Consider the following 19,008-nt stretch of genomic DNA (forward strand, 5'->3'; position numbering starts at 1 on the left):
TTACCAAAAGCGGTAATATATAAAGGCAGTTATGCCTAAAATGCCCGCTGTATGGATGTAATCCCACTTATCTAAACCCTCGGCGACCTCTTTGAGTGTTGCTTTGTCTAGGCTTGAGAAAGTAAGGCCTTTTAATTGCTCTTCATCTGCTTGTTTAGTGAAAATACTCACCACAATCATAATTACGACAACCACAACAAACAGCAGGATACAGTAGTACAACCAGTTCATTGTCGTTATCCATGCAAACGATGAACCCGTTAAATCATCTTTAAAGGGTAATAATACTAAGCGGATCATACCCAGTACGAAACCAGACACAAGACCAACAAACCCCGCTGTTGGCGTTATGCGCTTACTACATAAGCCGAGTAAGAATACAGCCGCGATGCCTGGTGCAATTAATGATTGAACACTCTGTAGATATTCATAAAGTACATCGGCAATTAAGCTCATGACGGGTATCCACAACAGTCCGAGTACAACGATAACGATAGTGGCCATTCTGCCTACTTTTAGAAGGTGTTTTTCGCTTGATTCTGGCTTAAACTTTTTATAAAAGTCGATCGTAAATAAAGTGGCTGATGAATTGAATAGCGAAGCGAGCGAGCTCATCAGTGCTGCGACTAAGCCACCAATCACAATTCCTTTCACACCCGCAGGTAACAGCTCAGCGACTAACGTAGGAAATGCTTGGTCAGCGCTTTCGTAACTAATAATTCCTTTTGCATTCAGAGCGTAAGCAATCATGCCCGGCACTAAGAAAATAAACACAGGGAGGAGTTTTAAATAACCCGCAAACATCGTCCCGCGACGTGCTTCTTTAATCCCTTTCGCAGAGAGTACGCGTTGCACAATATACTGATCGGTACACCAATACCAAAAACCGATAATAAACGAGCCAAAGATAATCCCAGGCCAAGGGAATTCAGTGTCTGATGCGCTGCGAATAAGGTGCATATTAACGTCATTTAAGCGTTCAACTTCTGCCCAGCCGCCGACTTTATCAAGACCAACAACTAAAATGACCAGTGAACCAATGATCAACACTGGCGTTTGCAGCACCGAGGTCCACATAATGGCTTTCATGCCCCCTAGAACAGTATAAATCCCGGTGATCACCACTAAACCAATGGCAGAAATCCAAAAGAAATCGATACCCCAAATACTCTCAATTCCTAAAATGGTTTTAAAGGCGATACCACCGGCATACACGGTCACGGCGACTTTTGTTAATACGTAGCTGATTAATGAGATAACAGATAAGAAAGTTCGCGACTTAGAATTAAAGCGACGTTCTAGAAACTCAGGCATGGTGTAGACCTTGCTACTCCAATAGAAAGGCACAAAAATCCAACCGAGTAATAGAATAATCCACGACTGCATTTCCCAATGGGCGAGTGCCATACCTGATTGAGCGCCAGAACCAGATAATCCGACTAAATGTTCTGAGCCGATGTTTGATGCGAAAATAGAGGCACCAATTACTAACCAGCTTGCATTACGACCCGCCAAAAAGTAGTCAGCGGTGTCTTCTTCTTTTTGTCGCATAGACATGACGACAACGCCTAATAACAGGACAAAAAATCCTGCCAGCACTGCCCAGTCTAAGGTACTTAGTTCGACCATTGTGTGTTCCACCTAATTATGAAAGAGAATGTTGCTTTTTAATTGTCAGTTAAAAATATTATATTATAAATTGGGTGAGTGAAAGTGATTTGTTAAAATAAGGTGACACTGGATATATAAAAAAGTGACGATTACGCGCGGTTATAATAAGAGGTTCTGTCTTTTTAATGTTTTGTTATTGATTTTAATCAACTATTTGCAGGATGACGGAATAGCTTTATAGATGTATTATATTACCTAGATCTTTAGAGGAACACACATGGCGCGTTTAGAGAATTTGAACTTATCACAACAAGTTACCAATGAACTTGGTAAAGCAATTATTGTTGGTGATTATAATACTGAGACGGGGTTACCAACCGAAGCACAGTTGTGCGAAGTGTATGGTATAAGCCGCACAGCTGTTCGTGAAGCAGTTAAAATGTTGGCTGCAAAGGGATTAATTTCTTCTCGTCCACGACAAGGGATCCGTGTTGAACCGGCGGATAACTGGAACTTATACGACACCAGCGTATTAAAATGGTTACTTGAGAGCAGTCCGTCACTTTACGTACTGAAAGAGTTCTTGCAAGTACGCTTAGCTATTGAGCCACAAGCAGCGGCGTTGGCAGCACGAAAAGGTGACCAAGCTGCGATCGCTGAAATTAAAATGGCGCTCGATAAAATGCAAGCGGCTGCCGATGAACCTGAAGGCGTAATGCACGAGCCAGACCTTGCGTTCCACACGGCAATTTTGCACGCCAGTGGTAACCGTTTTTTCTATCAATTACGTGACTTTATTCGTACTGCATTGCATGTCAGTATTCAGCACACAACACCCGCTAAAGGTAATAAACAAGCCATCGCTGAAGAGCACTTTAAAGTGTATAACGCGATTGCCAATGGTGACCCTGAGCGTGCGAAAAATATGATGACGTACATGATTGATGAAGCGATGGCGTTTATCGAAAAAGAAATTGCAGACAAAGAAGCTGCAGCTCAATAAGTTTCGCTACTCAACGTTGTAAATACTGTAAAAACAAAAGGTTATCATGCCAAATTCAAATGAGCTTAAAACAGTTTACGCCAGCCTTGCCGGTAAAAGTGTATTTATTACAGGCGGAGCGACGGGAATTGGTGAAGTAATGGTAACGCGCTTCTGTGAGCAAGGCGCAAAAGTCACCTTTGTTGATATTGCAAAGCAGCAAAGCGAGGCTTTGTGCGCAAAGCTTGCGGATAAATATGAGTTTGATCCGCAGTTTATCTATTGTGATATTCGTGATGTTGAAGCATTGCAAGCCGCTATAGAGCAAACCCGCCAGCAACAGGGCGATATTGGGGTATTAATTAATAATGCAGCCGATGACACTCGCCATGCAGCAGAAAACATGGATGTAAAATATTGGGAAGACAAGTTTGCTGTTAACTTACGCCCTTGTTTCTTTTCTTCACAGGCTGTTGTGGCGCATATGCAGCGTTTAGGTGGGGGAAGTATTATCAATATGGGGTCGGTAAGTTGGCGCATTAAGCAAACAGGAATGCCTGCTTACACCACTGCTAAAGCGGGTATTGAGGGTCTGACGCGTTCTTTAGCAGCCTCGTATGGCAAAGACAATATTCGGGTTAATACCTTGGTTCCTGGATGGGTAATGACAGAGCGTCAAATTACTCATTGGTTAACCCCAGAGATGGTTGAAGACGTTCGTTTAAGCCAGTGTATAAACGAAACAATACAACCCGACCATGTTGTTAATGCAGCATTATTTCTGGCTGCTGATGATAGTCGGATGATGACAGCACAATCATTAATCGTAGACGCAGGTTGGACTTAATTGCATTTATACATTGCAAAATGACTGACTTGCGATAAAATTTTTTCAATAAAACAAATGATACTATAATAATAAAATATGGGTTGGTATTGTTACCATCTCCCCTATTTTTCTAAGGTGGTAAGAAAGTTTGACCGACTTTGTACTCGTGTATGTAATTCTGATCATTGGTGCTTGCTTGCAAAGTGTTATTGGCTTTGGCCTTGGCATGCTGTGTGTGCCAGTTTTATATTGGTTAATGCCTGAACTGGTGCCTGGCCCTATGATTTTGAATGCACTCTTTTTAACTTCGGTGTTAATGATAAAGCACCGAGGGTCAATCGATATGAAACAGACGGGGATCTCAATAGTCGGTGGTGCAATGGGCGTAATATTCGCAGCGGCAGTGATGTGGTATGTGAATGCTAAGCAGTACCAGTTATTGCTCGGAGTGAGTATATTAGTCGTCGTCGCATTATCTATCATAGGTATGAAACCTAAAATATCGACCATAACGAGTTTATTAGCCTCTATGTCGTCGGGGTTTTTAGGAACCACCACCTCCGCTGGGGGCGCGCCGATGGGGCTGCTCTATCAAGCTGAGGATAAAGATAAAATAAAGGCCAACCTTAGTGCATTCTTTGTTTTCATTAACCTATTTGGCATTATTGTGCTGATGCTTACTGGCTCTGCTGATATGGGGGATGTAAAACTGTTTTTCTTTTGTCTGCCAGCAATCTTAATTGGCTGGGGACTGTCTTTTGTAATTAATAACAACTTAAACGAAAGAGCAATTCGCAGCATCATACTGCTGGTCGCAGGCTTATCTGGCCTAGCACTTATTTTTATACACAGATAGAATGGTAAAAGTTCAGCTGTTTATTTAATGAAATTTATGCTCGATGCCACCTTAAAAATAATTATTTCAAGCCAATGCCAATTAGGCGAAGGTGCTTACTTTGCAAAAGCCCACAACTGTGTATTTTGGGTTGATATTTTGGGTCAGCGTTTATTTCGTTTGCACTGCCAAAGTATGCGGGTAAGTCAGTTTGCCATGCCAGAACCCATTTGTTGGGTAATGGAAACGGAGCAAGGTGAACTTGTTGCTGGGTTTGCGAAGGGCATCTATAAACTTAATAGCGAAGACTTTAGCCGCGAACTGCTTTACTCAATCGACAATGAGCCACAGCAAAACCGATTAAACGATGGTAAAACATCACGGCAAGGTTTTGGTTTTTTTGGCTCGATGGACTCTCAAGAACAAGCTCCGAGTGGAAAGTTATACCGCGTTGGTCATGGAAAGGCTCCTGAAGTCGTTGACCAACACTACACCATTAGTAATGGACCGGCGGTAAGTAAATGCGGGCAGTTTTTATACTCAACAGACTCTGAAAAACAAACTATCTATCGCTTCTCATTAAGTGCACAGGGCGAGCTTAGTAATAAGCATGCGTTTATCCGTTTTACCGATAGCATGGGTTACCCAGATGGCATGACGGTTGATAATGACGACCACTTATGGGTCGCAGCATGGAATGGTTATGGTGTTTATCGTTTTTCGCCACGCGGCGAGCAAGTGCAATTTTTACGTATTCCCGCACCACGTGTTACCAGTGTTGCATTTGTCGGAGAGGCACTTGAGCATGTGGCAATTACTACCGCAGCAGTCGGGTTGGATGAGTCGGTACTTGCTGATTACCCGCACAGCGGGGGCGTGTTTATTTTAAAGCCGGGTGTTAAAGGCATCGCTGAAACACCGCTTAAACTATAGATTTTCCATTACTTGGTAGCGTAATTCGCCAAGAAATGCCCGTGCTGCGGGACCCAGTTTGTCACCGTCTTTGAAGAGCAAATGTAACTTAGCACTGCGGCTACTGTTATGCGTTAAATTGAGCGCTTTCATTTGCCCTGCTGCGAGTTGTTTTTCAATCGCTATTTTTGGTAACCACGCAAAGCCTAGACCATTACTGATCATATCAATAGAGGTGCGTAAATGCGTTACCGTCCAACGTTGATCGGCACCTAGCCAGCCGCCATCTTGTTTGTGTTTATTCGCTGAGTCACGCACTACAATTTGTCGGTGTGATTTTAAATCTTCTAATGTTATTTCGCGGTCAATCGCATGCAAAGGGTGATCTGGATGCGCCACGGCAATAAATTCAATATTGCATAACTCTTCATGAAAGCCAGCCGCTATCGGAAAACCTGTAATGGCAATATCGACCTGATCATTTACAAGTAATTCATTGCCACCCATCAGCACAGATTCATGCAATTCGATACGCAGTTGTGGGTATTGCGAAGACGTGTCGTTAAGCACTTTATAAAGTAATTGCTGTGGAAAAATGGCATCAACTGCAATGCGCAGCTTACTTTCGATACCTTCGCCGAGGGTTTGGCCAATCGCTTCGACTTTGGCAGCTTCATCGAGTAAATAATTGGCACGGCGTAGCATCATTTCACCGGCTTCTGTGAGCACCGTTTTACGTCCTTGAATAGTAAATAATTTTACATTGAGTGCCGATTCAATTTTGCCCACGGCATTATGAATACTCGACTGGCTTTTATGAATGCTTTGTGCGGCTTGATTAAAGCCACCAAACTCAACAACAGCACGAAACATGCGCCATTGCTCTAGGGTGATTCTTAGCATGGTATTCCTTTGCTAACGTGGTTACTTACTAATTAGTGCCTGTAAATGGATAGTACCTATAAATTGCAAAAAAGTTTACTTATCGCTATGTAAATCCAAATAATCAGCACGTTACCTTTAAAGGACTCATAACCATAAATAAACGTATTAGCTTAATCTTAGCTTTCATTGACCTAGCTGGCGACTAAATTGCGTTATAACGAGAAAGACGGCAGCTGTGATCACACCGTTGACTACAGTCTTCCTCGAAAGTCGAATTAGGCCTCTTTTAAGGCCTCATTAAGTGACTTATTCAGGCGCGACTTCAAGAGTGGTAAATAATGAGTAACGCACGTTATCGATATCTGTTTCTGTTGGTTTTTGATCAACAGATGCTTCAATCAGATACATATCAGCGTGTTCGAATGTCACGGTGAAGAAACCTTCACTATCGGTAGTAAGTTTTACTTCATCACGCGCATTACGGTAACGAGCACTGCCGCGTACAATCGCTAGCTCAACGTTAGCGGCAGGTTTTCCATCCATTAATAATTGGAATTTAGCCTCTTCACCTGCAAATAAATCGTTTGGATGCGTTGGGCCCGAAATCTCTAAGCCTTGGCCAAGTAATGTGGGTTTAGAAGTGCCGTTACGGCTTACAAAGGTATCAACGGTTGCGATTGACTTAATCGTGCGTACTTCGGTTGCACCAGCAGGAAGATCAGCGTCTTTTTTACCTGTAAATACACGACCACGGTTGCCGTCTTTATCTTTGTAGAATGTCATTAGCAGGGGCTTTTGCTGCATCGCAATATGGTACGTCCCATCTTGCGATAAGCTAACGGCCGCTGAGTTTTTACGTTTTAGGTAGTACGCGCGAATCTTCTCTTCTACAGGCTTACCGTTTGGCGCAAGGGCGATTAATAAGTTGTCATCATATTCTGCGCCTTGTTCATTTGGGCGGTAGGCTTTGTCTGGGCTAAACAACTCGTTTGAAATACTGGCATCAATCATCACATAATGTGTTTTTTCACCCGATAAAGAGGTGTGCGATGGCATTAACCAACGAGCGTGTGCCTGTGCGTAACTTGATGCAAGTGCGGTGAACGTAACGGCACCGATTAGGGCCGTTTTTAATAATTTTAATTTCATTGTTTATCCTTAATTGCTAGTAATAGTAACGAAGCTAGTCGCGAATTCTTTTTCGCCAGCGAGAGTGACTTTGCCATCTTTTGTTAAGTCGATTTCAACACGGCTGTAATCACGGCCACCTTCTTCACGTACAACTTCCACATTGAGTAAATATTTACCGGGTTTAACGGGGTTACCTTTTAAATCCTTACCGTGCCACTCAATGGTGTAAGTACCAGGACGTTTTGTGGCACCTGTTACGCCGTCGAAGTTATCGTTACTGCGACCTGCTTTACGCCACCACTGACGTAAGTCTTTAAACCACTCTGCTTTTTCAACCCAAAGTGCCACTGTGGTTACATGTTTACGTTCTGGGGTTTCAAGCCAAAGCGCAACATATGGACGGTGATAAGGGGATACATCAAGCTCAGGCAAAGTGAACTCAACGGTGAGGTTGGCGTCTTTGGCAAAGCTAAGTGGGCTGAATAAACAGCTGAACAGTAGAGCAAGTAGTAAGTGGGCTTGTTTCATTAAGATACTCCTTTAAGTTGAGGCACCCAAACTAGATAAATAACCAGAGGTGTGACGACACCAAACAGTGTTAGCCAAAGCCCTGAGGTACGCTTTTTACGGTTTTGAAATAAAATAAATAAGCCAGTTATAGCGAAGATGATCATTAATACTGCTGAGATATCAATTACCCAGCTCCATGCCTCGCCTGTATGACGGCCTTTGTGCAAATCACCAATAAGGCTCATAACCCCACCTGTTTGGTAGTCAAGATTGAGCTCTCCCGTTTGAAAGTCGATTTCGGCATAAGCAAACCCTGCAGGCAACGGGTAGTCGAGCATGACTAGTGCGTCTTGTTTTTCCCATTCAATGCTTTTTACATTCTGCAGAGAAAACTGATCTGCCATATAGCGTTCAATTTCAGGGTAAAGAGTGGGTAATGCATTAAGGTTCTGCTGTGCTTTTTCGAAGAGCTGTGCAGAAATGAGCACGTGGGTTTGACCATTATGTTTGTCATTTTCAAGCCAACTTACGTGATTGAGGATGATGCCGCTGATACAAAATAAGATCAGTAGAAAAAATAGCGCGGTTGATAAATAAATATGTAAGGCACGGCTAACGCTATAAAACATGCGTTTATTGAAAGAGAACATAATGTAAGGTACTTGTTATTGATTCTCACATGATAATAGTTCGTATTATTAATAACAAGTGCGTTTACGTTCTTTACATTCGAGCAGTTAATACTGAATAGCGAGGTACGCAATAATGGCGAGTTGTGAGGTAAACAGGCTAGCAAGTAGCATTAATTGCAGCCGAGTGGATATGTTAAGTTGGATCAGCGTCGGATGATTAGGCTTTGAGGGACGATTGATTAAATAGCCCAACACGCACACCTCGATAACAGCTACAAGATACATAACCCAAATCGGTGCTGCGCTTTGCAGTAAGAAGAAATAGCCCACGGCCATGCCAAGGCCAGCTAAAAACTTTGCTCTTAGCGGAACCACTTTATAGAGCTGCCAATATCGAAGTGATTCACCATACCGAGGATGATTTAATAGCCAAGCAGACAAAGCGGGAGAAGAGCGTGTAAAACAGCCCAAAGCAAGAATAAAGAAAATAGTTGTGGGCATCACAGGGAGTGCAATACCTATGATACCTAAGCCAACCATCAATAATCCAAGTAATTGATAGCAGCCATTTTTATAGGCGGTAAATACCGTTCTTACATTCATCAATATAATTGAGCCTGATAAAACTGAAAATGCGGTGATGCATATTTTGCAAAATCATACATTTATTCTGCGTTACTTTTAACTGTAGCTCAGCTAACGTTTTTTACCTAATGTTGCATGAAGAACGTTTAAGGGGTTAAAAAATTGCTGTGTTATTTAGAGGTAAACGAGGGATGGGGGCATAGAAAGTTTAAAAAAGCCCAGCAATAGCTGGGCTAATCGTTTTAAAAGTAGTAACCGATATTGATATTGAAGCGCGTTTCGGTCTCGTCGCTGTCGCCAGCTATTGAGCCACCAACAAACGGTTGGTTTTTCGCTTTTACAAGATCAAAGTAGGTAAATAAGCCACCTGCGGCGACCGACACACCCGTTACATTCATCCACGTGTCTGCACTGTTATCTGACTTATCGTAAATAATGCCGTAGTCATTATAAAATTGCAGGTTGGTTACTGGCCCCCACTCAACAGGTAAACTGTAAGCAATGTTGGCATTAGTCATGGTGGCTTCGGCGGCGATACTGTCATAAAAAGAGTAGGCACCGACAGCCATACGATTTACGTTATCAATGTCGTAATCGTATTCACCATGTTGCAGTTGGAAGTTCCACGGGCCAATGGTGCTGTTAAGGTGCACAGCCCAAGCCATGTAGTCGCCTGCTTTGTCTTCACCGTCGTGTAGGCCGCCTGATAACGCAGAAACACCTAACTCAGTGGTGCCACCATCATGCTCGAAGTGGTAACCATAACTTCCAGAGAATGTATTGTATTCACCTATCGCATTGGTGGGTTCTGCGTAAACGCCTTCGTCGGCATCACGAAAACCAACGACATCATACGAATAACGATCGCTGCGATTATCAACGTAACCGTCAACACCACCTAATTCATCATTTTTAAAAAAGCCAAGGTCAATTTGCCAGTTATCGGCTATTTTACGCTTAAATAACACACCTAAATCGTGGTCATCTTCTAAGCCAACGTAATAAGTGGTGCCAAAAAAGTAGTTATGAGAGTTATAAGGCCAGTTACCAAAGGGGACTTTGGTGATCCCTGCTTGCACTTGCCAATCTTCGGCAAAGTCATAGGCTGCATAGGCATATTTAACTGCAGTCATGTAATCGAAAAAACGAATTTCTGCATTTAATTGCACGTCACCAACATCGCCTGCAAAATTCAATCTGAAAATATCAAAATCGAAGTCGCCACCGCGGTTCTTATTGCCGTCATCATAAGATGTGTGACTAAAATTGGTACGTACAGCACCGCCAACTCGAATCCCAGATTCTTTCTTTTCGAGCTCTGAATCAACAGCAGCCGTTTGCTGCTCAAGCTGCTTTTGCTGTTTAGCAACTTGGGCATCAATTTGTTCTTGCTGCGCCGCTTGTTGTTTTGCTTGTTGCTCTGCTTTATCGAGCTGAGTTTGAAGTTGCTGCATCTGTTGCTTTAGTAATTGCAGCTGCTTTTGAAGGTCATCGATTTCTGATGCCTGACTAAGACTTGAAGTAGTGCCCAACGCTATCGCTAGGGCTAACTTTGAAAGTTTAAGCATGAATTATCGCTAATGTAAGAATGGGTACTATTTAGCATAGATGATATTCACACTGAACCCAAGGGTAGCCACATAAATTTAATATTAATCAACGGGTTTATTATTGAGACTCAATGGTTCGCGTAAGCGCACCTACTTCAAGTAAGGGGGAGGCATCAAGTTGGTCTGCATCCATCATGGCTGCAATACGTTGCATAGATGACAACAATAGACTTTGTTCCCACTCTTCAAGGGCTGAAAACTTTTCAATAAAGTGCTCTTGTAAAGGCTGTGGCGCTTTATTCAAAATTTCTTTGCCGCGCTCGGTAAGGTATAGACTGACACGGCGCTTATCTAGTTGACTGCGAACACGCGTAACTAGCTCACGGTTTTCAATGCGGTCTAAAATATTGGTGACAGTTGCGGGACTTAAATTAACGTTTTGTGCGATGCGGCTGGCAGTAATGCCATCGGTGTGCGCGACTTCGTTCATTATAAGTAATTGTGGGCCTGTTAATCCCGATGTTTTGTTGAGTTGTTTTGAATGAAGGTCGATAGCCCTGATAACTTTACGTAACGATACCAATAGCTCGTCATACTTTTGCATAGTTGTGTCTCTTTAAAAAGGCGGTATCTGGCGACCGCAATCGCGAAATATTACACATCTAATAAATTGAGTTCAAATAAATTACACCTATATTAGCCATAGATTAAAGCTAATAATGGCATGGTTTTGATTTTTATTTAGTTAGAGCAGAAATTAAATGCTCTATTTTGTCGTTTAGATAGAGTAATTGTTGTTAACACTGAAAATGCTAATATGGGGTGACTTAGCATTTGGTTGTAAAACATTTTCATCAAATAACTAAATATTATTTACTAATTGCCACCGCTTTGGGTAAGGTGGATTTTTCTTTCATTAAATGGGACGAATTATGAAGTTATCGCCATCAGTTACGATTGAACAAAGTGACACCGGACTTGAGTTTATTAAGGTTGCGAGTGAGTTGTGTGAAGCAACTATTTTTCTGCAAGGTGCGCAAATTACTGAGTTCACGCCTGCAGGCAAAAAGCCGTTGTTGTGGGTGTCTGAGTTAGAAGACTATCAAGAAGGAAAAGGTGTACGTGGCGGTATCCCTATTTGTTGGCCATGGTTTGGTGTAAGTCAGCATGAAGGTTGGCCTGCGCATGGTGTGGCTCGTACAGGTCTTTGGCGCGCTGAAGAAGTGAAAGAACAAGAAGATTCAATCTATATCAGCCTTTCGTTACCGATGACTCAGGTTGATGATAAATATTGGCCCCACAAAACTAAGCTACTTGCTGAATTTATTTTAACGTCGAGTCTTGAGTTACGCTTAACGACCACGAACATGGATAATGAAACCATTCACTTTACTCAAGCACTACACACGTATTTCCCAACACCTGCGATTGAAGAAACCAAAGTTGATGGTTTGCAAGGGGCAAAATACATTGAGTTTGGCGAAGGCCCTTTTGAGCAGCATGACTTGGTTGCTTTTGCGCGCGAAACCGACATGGTGTACACCGAAGCAGAGGCTACACAGCGTATAATTACCCCAGACGGCATTATTGAAGTAGGTCGTGAAAACTCAACATCATGTGTGCTGTGGAATCCGTGGATTGAGAAGTCAAAACGCTTGTCGAACTTTGCCGACGATGAGTATCATGTGATGCTCTGTTTAGAAGCAGCAAATGTACTTGATGACAGTGTAGAGCTTGCGCCAGGTGCCAGCCATACGCTTGCAACGACACTTCGCTGGGTTTAATTTACCACGCTCAACGTTAGCAAGTAAGGCCAGTGACACTGGCCTTTACAAGGAATAATCGTGTTTAGTAATCAACAAATCGACACTCTGCCTCGCCACCATACTATTAAATTTCAGCCACTTGCAGATAACGCTATTTGGCATGTACAAATTAATTGGCTGCTTTTTTATATTCCACTCATGACGGTCATTGTGGCTGTTCGGTATTTTAATCAACCGTTTGCTGATGCGGTATCTGCACCTTGGTTGCTACTGCTGCCCGTGCTCGTTGTGCTTTCAATGCTGTATAACTTTTACAGTGTTCGTGTAAAAGGGATTGCATTACGTGAGCATGATATTGCTTATAAGCGTGGTTTAATTTGGCAACAAGTGACCCTGTTACCTATTTCTCGAGTTCAACATACTGAGATACATCGAGGACCCATTGAGCGGAAACTTGGCTTAGCAACACTCAGACTCTACAGTGCTGGTGGCATGAGTGCGGATCTTCATATCAGTGGTTTAACAGATAAACAATGCAATGACATTAGGCAGTTTGTACAAAGCTATGGTTATGACAATCATGCAACAGTTGATGAGCTAGTCGATGAATAACAATGATTGGCAACGCGTGTCGCCGTGGGCACTTTTATATTTTATTGTGCATTTTGCTATTCGATTTGTTAAAGATGGCTTACTAAATTTACTGCCTATTTTAGTTATTTTTGTGACTCAGGTTGAGCAAAAATGGTTTTGGGGGCAAGTCGCTGCAAGCACCGCTATTGTCATATTAGTTGTTTATGCATTTGCATATTATAGAAATTTCTCTTATCGCATCAGTAGCGAAAATGAAATCCTGTTAAACAAAGGGGTATTCAAGAAAGAGCGTTTAACACTGAAGTTTGCCAGAGTGCAAAATGTGAATATCGCTGAGCCCTTTTATTTCCAGCCCGTAAATTTGGTTAACTGTATTTTTGATGCTGCAGGCAGTAGCGCTCAAGAAGCCGTGATCCCAGGTGTAAAGCTCAGTTATGCCGAGCATGTACGCGAACAAGTGATGGCATTTAAAGCGCAGTTGCAGCAAAGTGACACGCCTGAAAAAGCGGAACATGCAGCACAACCATCAGCACAACACACACTCACGCTTAGTAACGCCGAAATAGCGAAGTTTGGTTTGATGTCGAATATGGCTATTTTAGCGTTAGCGGCGCTTGCCCCTTTTATGAATGCCATTTTTGATTACCTTGAAACCTCATTGATTGCGCGTCTAGAAGCCATGTTTAACGAGCAGGCTGCCTTTGTTGGCAGTGCGGCAGCATTGGCTGTGGTGACCGTCATTGTTGTTATCGTGCTGTGCGCTGTGTTGTTGTCGGTTACTATGGCTTTAATTAGGTTTTTTAATTTTCATTTATATTTTCAAGATAATCAGTTTAAACGTGTAGCGGGGCTCTTTGAGCGCCAGCAGTTATCAATAAGCTCAGAGAAAATACAAAGTGTACAAATTAAGCAAAATATCATTGCACGATTATTAAAGCGTTATACATTGATATGTCCACAAGTGAGCAGTGGTAATACAGCCCCAGGTGTTGCGGCGCATAAAAACAAACAAACACTGGTGATGCCCGTGTTAACCGCAGCGCATGTTCAGCAAGTGTGCCGTTGGTTGTTTCCGTGGTTTATTAATTTAAATGAGCTTAATTTTATTAAACCCGAACGGGCACTGCTGTATAAAAACACTGTGCTGTATGTATTTTTGCCGAGTGTGATTAGCGTTGTCGTTATTGATCAACTAGTTGAAACGTTATCAATGCTTTGGGGTTTATTACCTGCGAGTATATTGATGGCTGCCGTATTTTTACGTTATCAAAAAACAGGCATGGCGCTATATCGACATGAAGGCCGCTCATTTGCCGTGTTTAGAACGGGAATGATAGGGACTCAGTATCGTTTGTTTGAAATTTATAAAGCACAAAGTGCCACGACTATTAGTACATATTTAATGCGAAAATCAGGTTTAAAAAGCCTGTATATACAACTTGCATCGGGTTCTGTATCAATGCCGTATTTAAAATCAGTTGATGCAGAACAGTTAATTGATTTTGTGCTTTATGAAATAGAATCAGAGCCACGCAATTGGTTTTAAATGAAAATGATTATCAATACCGTTGATTCGGTTTCGTTTTTGGGTATACTGTCCAAAAGTGAGGGATGCAGGTATTCAGATGATTTATTTACTTCCAATTATCGCTATTTCAGGCTTAGTTGCTTTACTGTGGTACGCGCGCTTTAAAAATGAGTGTAAAGGCTTTTGTATTAGTTGCGCAATTACTTGTATCGCGTTATTGGTAACCAGTGCAATGATGCTCGCAGGCCTTGGTGCGCTCAGAAGCAGTATGATGTTTGCAGTAACTATTTTTATTATTTATCAACTTTTGGGGTTAGTAAAACCTATCAAAATCGATTAATTTCTTACATTTTTTAACTACACCCGCGCAAAAAAGCAACGCATACTAGTGTGAATATTTAAAATCAATATACCCAAGCTGGGGATCAAGGATTATGATGAAAAAAGCACTATTGAGCGTTGCGCTGCTTGTTGCAGGCGAGGCGTCTGGCCAAGAAATATGGCAAACAATTCACACTGAGCATTTTAATGTACACTTTAGCGTTGAAAACCAACAGTGGGCGCAATCGGCTGCCACAGAGCTTGAAATTGTGCGTGATAAAGTGCTTAAGCAACAGCATCGTGCTTTGGATGAAGTCGTTGATGTAGTCGTGTTTGACCCTCTGAATGCCGCAAATGGCTTTGCTCTACCTGTCTCTAATAAACCCTTGATGGCACTTTTTACCACGCCACCGCAATCCGATACGGTGATTTCTAATACCGATGGTTGGCAACAGCTATTGATCTTGCACGAATATATTCACTTGGTGCATTTAGCTCAGCCGACTCGCAGTGATTTTCGTCAAGCAATTAAAAATAGCTGGGATCTGTATGACTTAGCAGAAAAAGACATGCCACGCTGGGCCGCAGAGGGTTACGCAACATTATTAGAATCAAAAATGACAGGCCGTGGTCGAGTGTTTGACAATTTGTCTGAAGCGATTTTAATTGAGTTTGCTCAGCAAGGTGCATTGCCAGGTTATAAGCAACTAAGCAATACAAAAGGCGGCTTTTTGGCGGGGTCGATGGCGTATTTGGTCGGTTCGCGTTTTTTGGCTTGGCTTGAAGAAAACTATTCAGAACAAACGCTTGATGCTGTTTGGACACGAATGCAGGCAGTAAAAGACCGTGATTTCGATGAGGCATTTACAGGTGTATTTGCTGATTCTCCAGCCAAGTTGTATCGCCGCTTTGTTGCTGAGTATACATACAAAGCAATGGCTAAAGAGGTAAGTGAACAACCACTTACAAGTAAGCTTTGGTTGGAGCTTGATCTCTACGCATCAAATCCAGCACTTAGTCCAGACAACTCTAAACTGGCTATTGTTGAGCGTAATAAAGAGGGTGATACACGTTTAGTTATTTACAGTACAGAGCAAAATACACAGGCTGCAGAAGAATTTGCAACACAGCAAAATGCGCTTTTAAACGATGATCCTCTGGATATTGTCGATAAAGCTCCCGCAGTATTTAAGCGTGAGCAGAAGCATGTATTGCAGCAAATAAATAGACAAGGGATTAAAAATCCACAATGGCTGGATGAAAATACGCTGTTTTTTACAGCAACAACCACCGTGGGCAAAGGGTCTGTTCTTGGGATTTCTGATTTATACCGTTACGATATTACAACGGGTGAGGTCACAGCATTGACGCATCACGCGGGCTTGCGTCGTTTTAGCATTAGCGAAAATGGCGAAACTGTTTATGCAGAACAAAATCAGCATGGTTTCTCAGCGTTAGTGAAAGTAGACCTTACTCATGGTGACGTCACTCCCTTGTTTACAAAAAGCCTTGAAACTGTTTATGACTACCCCGTATTAAGCCCTGATAAGTCGCGGCTGGCCTATTTGAAAACCACATTGAATCAGAATTGGCAGTTGTATATACAAGATTTAAACACGACAAAATCATATCGTGTGCCTATGCCTGCAGGGTATCAATATGTATCGCAACCTAATTGGCAAGCTGATGGGAAAGGCCTTTATTTTGTGGCGGGTAAAAATGCAGCAGTTGATTTGTACCACTATGACTTTGATAAAAATGAACTTTATCAACTAAGCCAAGGCCAAGAAGTTATCGCTCATCCCATGGCGATGAATAATGGTGAGTTATTGTATTTATCAGTCACACCGGATGGCCCAAATATTAAGCACTTTACAGACTTAACTCAGCGCGAAAAAGTGACTGAACTTGCTGTAAACCCCACACCACCGCGTGGTGTGACCGCAAGCGAAGTACTCCCTAAAGCGGCTATTTATCAACAAGCGACAGATCGACAAACTGACTATGATGTATTACAGCAAAAACCGACTTTATCGTTGGGTTCTCAGTATTACTCCGCATCATCGTCAATATTAACCTTGGGTGTTAAAAGCAGTGACTTTTTAAAACAGCTTGATTTGCAAGCAGGCTACAGTATTGATTTACAAGATAGCGCATTAGAGGGGGCGTTTGCCGCTGCCAAATATTCAGCCTTTGATTTACACTTTAAAGCTTTGTTATTCGATTATCAGTTAGATACAGATAAACAGTACCACGGACACCATGCTGAAAAAATTGAAAACACGGGTATACACTTGGCAACAAGTTATCCAATGCAGTTTCAACAATTAAGTATCATTCCTTCTGTGAGTTATAACTACAGCGACTTTGTTCACGGCGATGATCAATGGTTAAAGCTGGGGCTAAAACAAAAGTGGCAATATGATAGACAAACAGTGGGGTTTTCTCAGTCAGCAAAGATAGCTTTACTGAAAGGTGATAGCAAAACGCATAATTGGCAAGGTTACGACTTTGCTACTGAGTTTGGTGCGCATGCGTTTAATATTCCTGTTTATGTTAACTTTGCTCAGCATTATCGTGACAATAATACGCTTGCGTTAGGTGGTTTTGCTTCTAACTTAATTAACAACGAGACTCAAAGTGGTTTAGTAGTGGCACCCGAATTACCGTTTATTAGCCAGCTTGGTAACCGCTATAAAGGTTATGGCGGCGGGGTTAGTTATAAAGATTCGCTCCCATGGCTTTACTATCAACAGCATCAAGTAGATAACCGAGTATATGCACAAAGCTATGGATTAAAATGGCAAGGCGAGTTTAGCTTTGGCCTAGGGCCTGCCGGGCTGAATGATGTGAATATTGACTTGGGCGTCGCCCGTGTTGAAGGCGATGACTTTGAAAACGATTTACGTGCTTGGCTTAGTTTTTACTATTCTTTATAACGGTTACTGCTTGGTATTTAAGGCGAATAGTTTGGCGTGATAGAGCGCCCGCTTTTCGTCTTCCCTTTCAAGCTCAATGGCTTTTTCGAGCCACTCTTTGCTCGATTGCTCATTGCCTTGTTGGTAGTTAATAATAGCCAACTCTAGATAGGGTTCAGACAAATAAGGTGCTAAGGCTATGGCGTCTTCGAGCTGCTTTTGGGCTTTAAAATACTGACCATTGTTGCGTGCATTTATTGCCGTTGCTAATAATTCGAACGGATCTTGCTTTGCTAGAGCAAGCTGTGAGTTGAGTTTAGTTAGAAGTACTTGGTCGTCGAGCTGTTCGGCCAGCACAGCGTAGTTATGAAGTAAATTGGTGTTTTCAATGTTGTGCTGTAATGCGGTTTGATAAATATGTTTTGCTCCCACTAAGTCACCAGCTTGACGGTGTAATACCGCTGCAAGATTATACAGTGCAGGATCGTAAGGGGTGTAATCGCCAGCTTTAAGAATATAGCTGTAACTTAAATTAAATTGTTTAGCGGCTAAAGCCTCGGCTGCTAAATTACTGTAGTAGCGACTTATTAAATCGTTTAAATGGGCTTTGCCGGTATAAAAACTGCCGCGGCTCGGAAAATAATCAATAATACTTCCCGGTGTGATTAAGTAAGTCACCTCATCATCAAGTGGGGCATAGACTTTGGTCCTAAAATGACCCGATACATACACAATATTACTTTCTTTGCTGTATACCGGTTCACTCGACACTGATTGAAACCCTGTTTTTAGCCCAGCTAACTGAGCATACGCCTGAGTTAAAATAGCAAGGCTAATACAATTACCTTTCTGTTTTTGAATTGTCTCAGAGGCAGTGAGTGTTTCACTGTAATAGTTAAAATTAGTGAGTTTATTTTCTAAATAGTGATAGAGAATTTGATCATCTCTGAGATAGCCACCTTGTCTTTGTGTAAAGTAATCAAGGAATTGTTGTTGCTCGTCGATGGGCAGAGCAAATAGCTCAGTGTCTTTTAAAGTAACAGGCTGAAAAAGTGTGCTATTAAGGAGGTCTGCAACACGAGGTGGCATAACAGGTTGGTTACTTTTACTGGCACATCCGAGCAGTAACATACTGATAAGTAAGATGCAGAAGAGTTGCTTCATCATCTACCTCTAAGCTTGTTTTTTATTCAATGTACCTATGTTATTCGTTGTATTCAAGTTATGAATGCTGTCTCTAAGCTGTAAACACACTGTACGGAAATCTTGCCAAGTCCTCACTGGCTATTTTTTCATCTTCATTGCATTTTATGAGCATCTCATTAGAATGCCGCGCTCTTTTAAATGGCTTAAAAAACAATGATTTACTTGTTGTGTATGGGCTGTTTATAAACTGCTAACGTATTAACTAAATTGTAA

General features: G+C 42.0%; 17 protein-coding genes and 1 pseudogene. 9 read left to right on the forward strand and 9 right to left on the reverse strand.

What is annotated here, in order from left to right; all coding sequences use genetic code 11:
* Positions 1 to 1,629: a sodium:solute symporter gene (locus LPA49_RS11545; RefSeq protein ID WP_036973612.1), complete on the reverse strand. Its 1,629-nt coding sequence runs from the start codon at positions 1,627 to 1,629 to the stop codon at positions 1 to 3.
* Positions 1,630 to 1,888: 259 nt separating this feature from the next.
* Between LPA49_RS11545 and LPA49_RS11550 the strand changes: the two genes are divergently transcribed.
* From LPA49_RS11550 to LPA49_RS11565, 4 genes are all read left to right on the forward strand, one after another.
* Complete coding sequence (locus tag LPA49_RS11550; RefSeq protein ID WP_065979489.1) at positions 1,889 to 2,614, forward strand: FadR/GntR family transcriptional regulator; 726 nt, start codon at positions 1,889 to 1,891, stop codon at positions 2,612 to 2,614.
* 46 nt (positions 2,615 to 2,660) lie between these two features.
* On the forward strand, positions 2,661 to 3,440 hold the full coding sequence (locus tag LPA49_RS11555) for an SDR family NAD(P)-dependent oxidoreductase (protein ID WP_230236569.1): 780 nt from the start codon (positions 2,661 to 2,663) through the stop codon (positions 3,438 to 3,440).
* Between the two features lie 130 nt (positions 3,441 to 3,570).
* On the forward strand, positions 3,571 to 4,278 hold the full coding sequence (locus LPA49_RS11560) for a sulfite exporter TauE/SafE family protein (protein WP_074989520.1): 708 nt from the start codon (positions 3,571 to 3,573) through the stop codon (positions 4,276 to 4,278).
* 27 nt (positions 4,279 to 4,305) lie between these two features.
* Positions 4,306 to 5,190, forward strand: coding sequence for an SMP-30/gluconolactonase/LRE family protein (locus tag LPA49_RS11565; RefSeq protein WP_227006793.1), 885 nt, complete (start codon positions 4,306 to 4,308; stop codon positions 5,188 to 5,190).
* Here the strand turns inward: LPA49_RS11565 and LPA49_RS11570 are convergent.
* From LPA49_RS11570 to LPA49_RS11600, 7 genes and pseudogenes are all read right to left on the reverse strand, one after another.
* On the reverse strand, positions 5,185 to 6,072 hold the full coding sequence (locus LPA49_RS11570) for a LysR family transcriptional regulator (protein ID WP_036973605.1): 888 nt from the start codon (positions 6,070 to 6,072) through the stop codon (positions 5,185 to 5,187). The genes LPA49_RS11565 and LPA49_RS11570 overlap by 6 nt on opposite strands.
* 288 nt (positions 6,073 to 6,360) lie before the next feature.
* Complete coding sequence (locus LPA49_RS11575; RefSeq protein WP_118844757.1) at positions 6,361 to 7,203, reverse strand: DUF4198 domain-containing protein; 843 nt, start codon at positions 7,201 to 7,203, stop codon at positions 6,361 to 6,363.
* Positions 7,204 to 7,212: 9 nt separating this feature from the next.
* Positions 7,213 to 7,713, reverse strand: a complete 501-nt coding sequence (locus LPA49_RS11580; protein ID WP_036973601.1) for a DUF2271 domain-containing protein — start codon at positions 7,711 to 7,713, stop codon at positions 7,213 to 7,215.
* Positions 7,713 to 8,345, reverse strand: a complete 633-nt coding sequence (locus LPA49_RS11585; protein WP_065979485.1) for a PepSY-associated TM helix domain-containing protein — start codon at positions 8,343 to 8,345, stop codon at positions 7,713 to 7,715. Before LPA49_RS11585 ends, LPA49_RS11580 begins: the two co-directional genes overlap by 1 nt.
* 201 nt (positions 8,346 to 8,546) lie before the next feature.
* Positions 8,547 to 8,930: pseudogene (locus LPA49_RS11590) on the reverse strand (YbaN family protein); the annotation flags it as partial.
* A 224-nt stretch (positions 8,931 to 9,154) separates the two neighbouring features.
* Positions 9,155 to 10,480, reverse strand: coding sequence for a porin (locus LPA49_RS11595; protein WP_230236571.1), 1,326 nt, complete (start codon positions 10,478 to 10,480; stop codon positions 9,155 to 9,157).
* Between the two features lie 100 nt (positions 10,481 to 10,580).
* Positions 10,581 to 11,066, reverse strand: a complete 486-nt coding sequence (locus tag LPA49_RS11600; RefSeq protein WP_036973598.1) for a MarR family winged helix-turn-helix transcriptional regulator — start codon at positions 11,064 to 11,066, stop codon at positions 10,581 to 10,583.
* Positions 11,067 to 11,394: 328 nt separating this feature from the next.
* Between LPA49_RS11600 and LPA49_RS11605 the strand changes: the two genes are divergently transcribed.
* From LPA49_RS11605 to LPA49_RS11625, 5 genes are all read left to right on the forward strand, one after another.
* Entirely contained in the window at positions 11,395 to 12,246 is an 852-nt protein-coding gene (locus LPA49_RS11605) for a D-hexose-6-phosphate mutarotase (RefSeq protein ID WP_118844755.1), read from the forward strand.
* Positions 12,247 to 12,306: 60 nt separating this feature from the next.
* Complete coding sequence (locus LPA49_RS11610; protein ID WP_065979478.1) at positions 12,307 to 12,840, forward strand: PH domain-containing protein; 534 nt, start codon at positions 12,307 to 12,309, stop codon at positions 12,838 to 12,840.
* Positions 12,833 to 14,368 carry a PH domain-containing protein gene (locus tag LPA49_RS11615; RefSeq protein WP_118844754.1) on the forward strand — a complete coding sequence of 512 codons (1,536 nt, stop codon included), beginning with the start codon at positions 12,833 to 12,835 and terminating at the stop codon, positions 14,366 to 14,368. The genes LPA49_RS11610 and LPA49_RS11615 overlap by 8 nt, the downstream gene beginning before the upstream one ends.
* Positions 14,369 to 14,447: 79 nt before the next feature.
* Entirely contained in the window at positions 14,448 to 14,690 is a 243-nt protein-coding gene (locus LPA49_RS11620; protein WP_036973594.1) for a hypothetical protein, read from the forward strand.
* Between the two features lie 97 nt (positions 14,691 to 14,787).
* Positions 14,788 to 17,610 carry a hypothetical protein gene (locus tag LPA49_RS11625; protein ID WP_180311661.1) on the forward strand — a complete coding sequence of 941 codons (2,823 nt, stop codon included), beginning with the start codon at positions 14,788 to 14,790 and terminating at the stop codon, positions 17,608 to 17,610.
* A gap of 3 nt (positions 17,611 to 17,613) precedes the next feature.
* Here the strand turns inward: LPA49_RS11625 and LPA49_RS11630 are convergent, their stop codons facing one another.
* Positions 17,614 to 18,756 carry a lipopolysaccharide assembly protein LapB gene (locus LPA49_RS11630; RefSeq protein ID WP_230236573.1) on the reverse strand — a complete coding sequence of 381 codons (1,143 nt, stop codon included), beginning with the start codon at positions 18,754 to 18,756 and terminating at the stop codon, positions 17,614 to 17,616.
* Positions 18,757 to 19,008: the final 252 nt, after the last annotated feature.

It is taken from the genome of Pseudoalteromonas sp. MB41, from assembly GCF_020966275.1.
Classification (GTDB): Bacteria; Pseudomonadota; Gammaproteobacteria; order Enterobacterales; family Alteromonadaceae; genus Pseudoalteromonas; species Pseudoalteromonas lipolytica.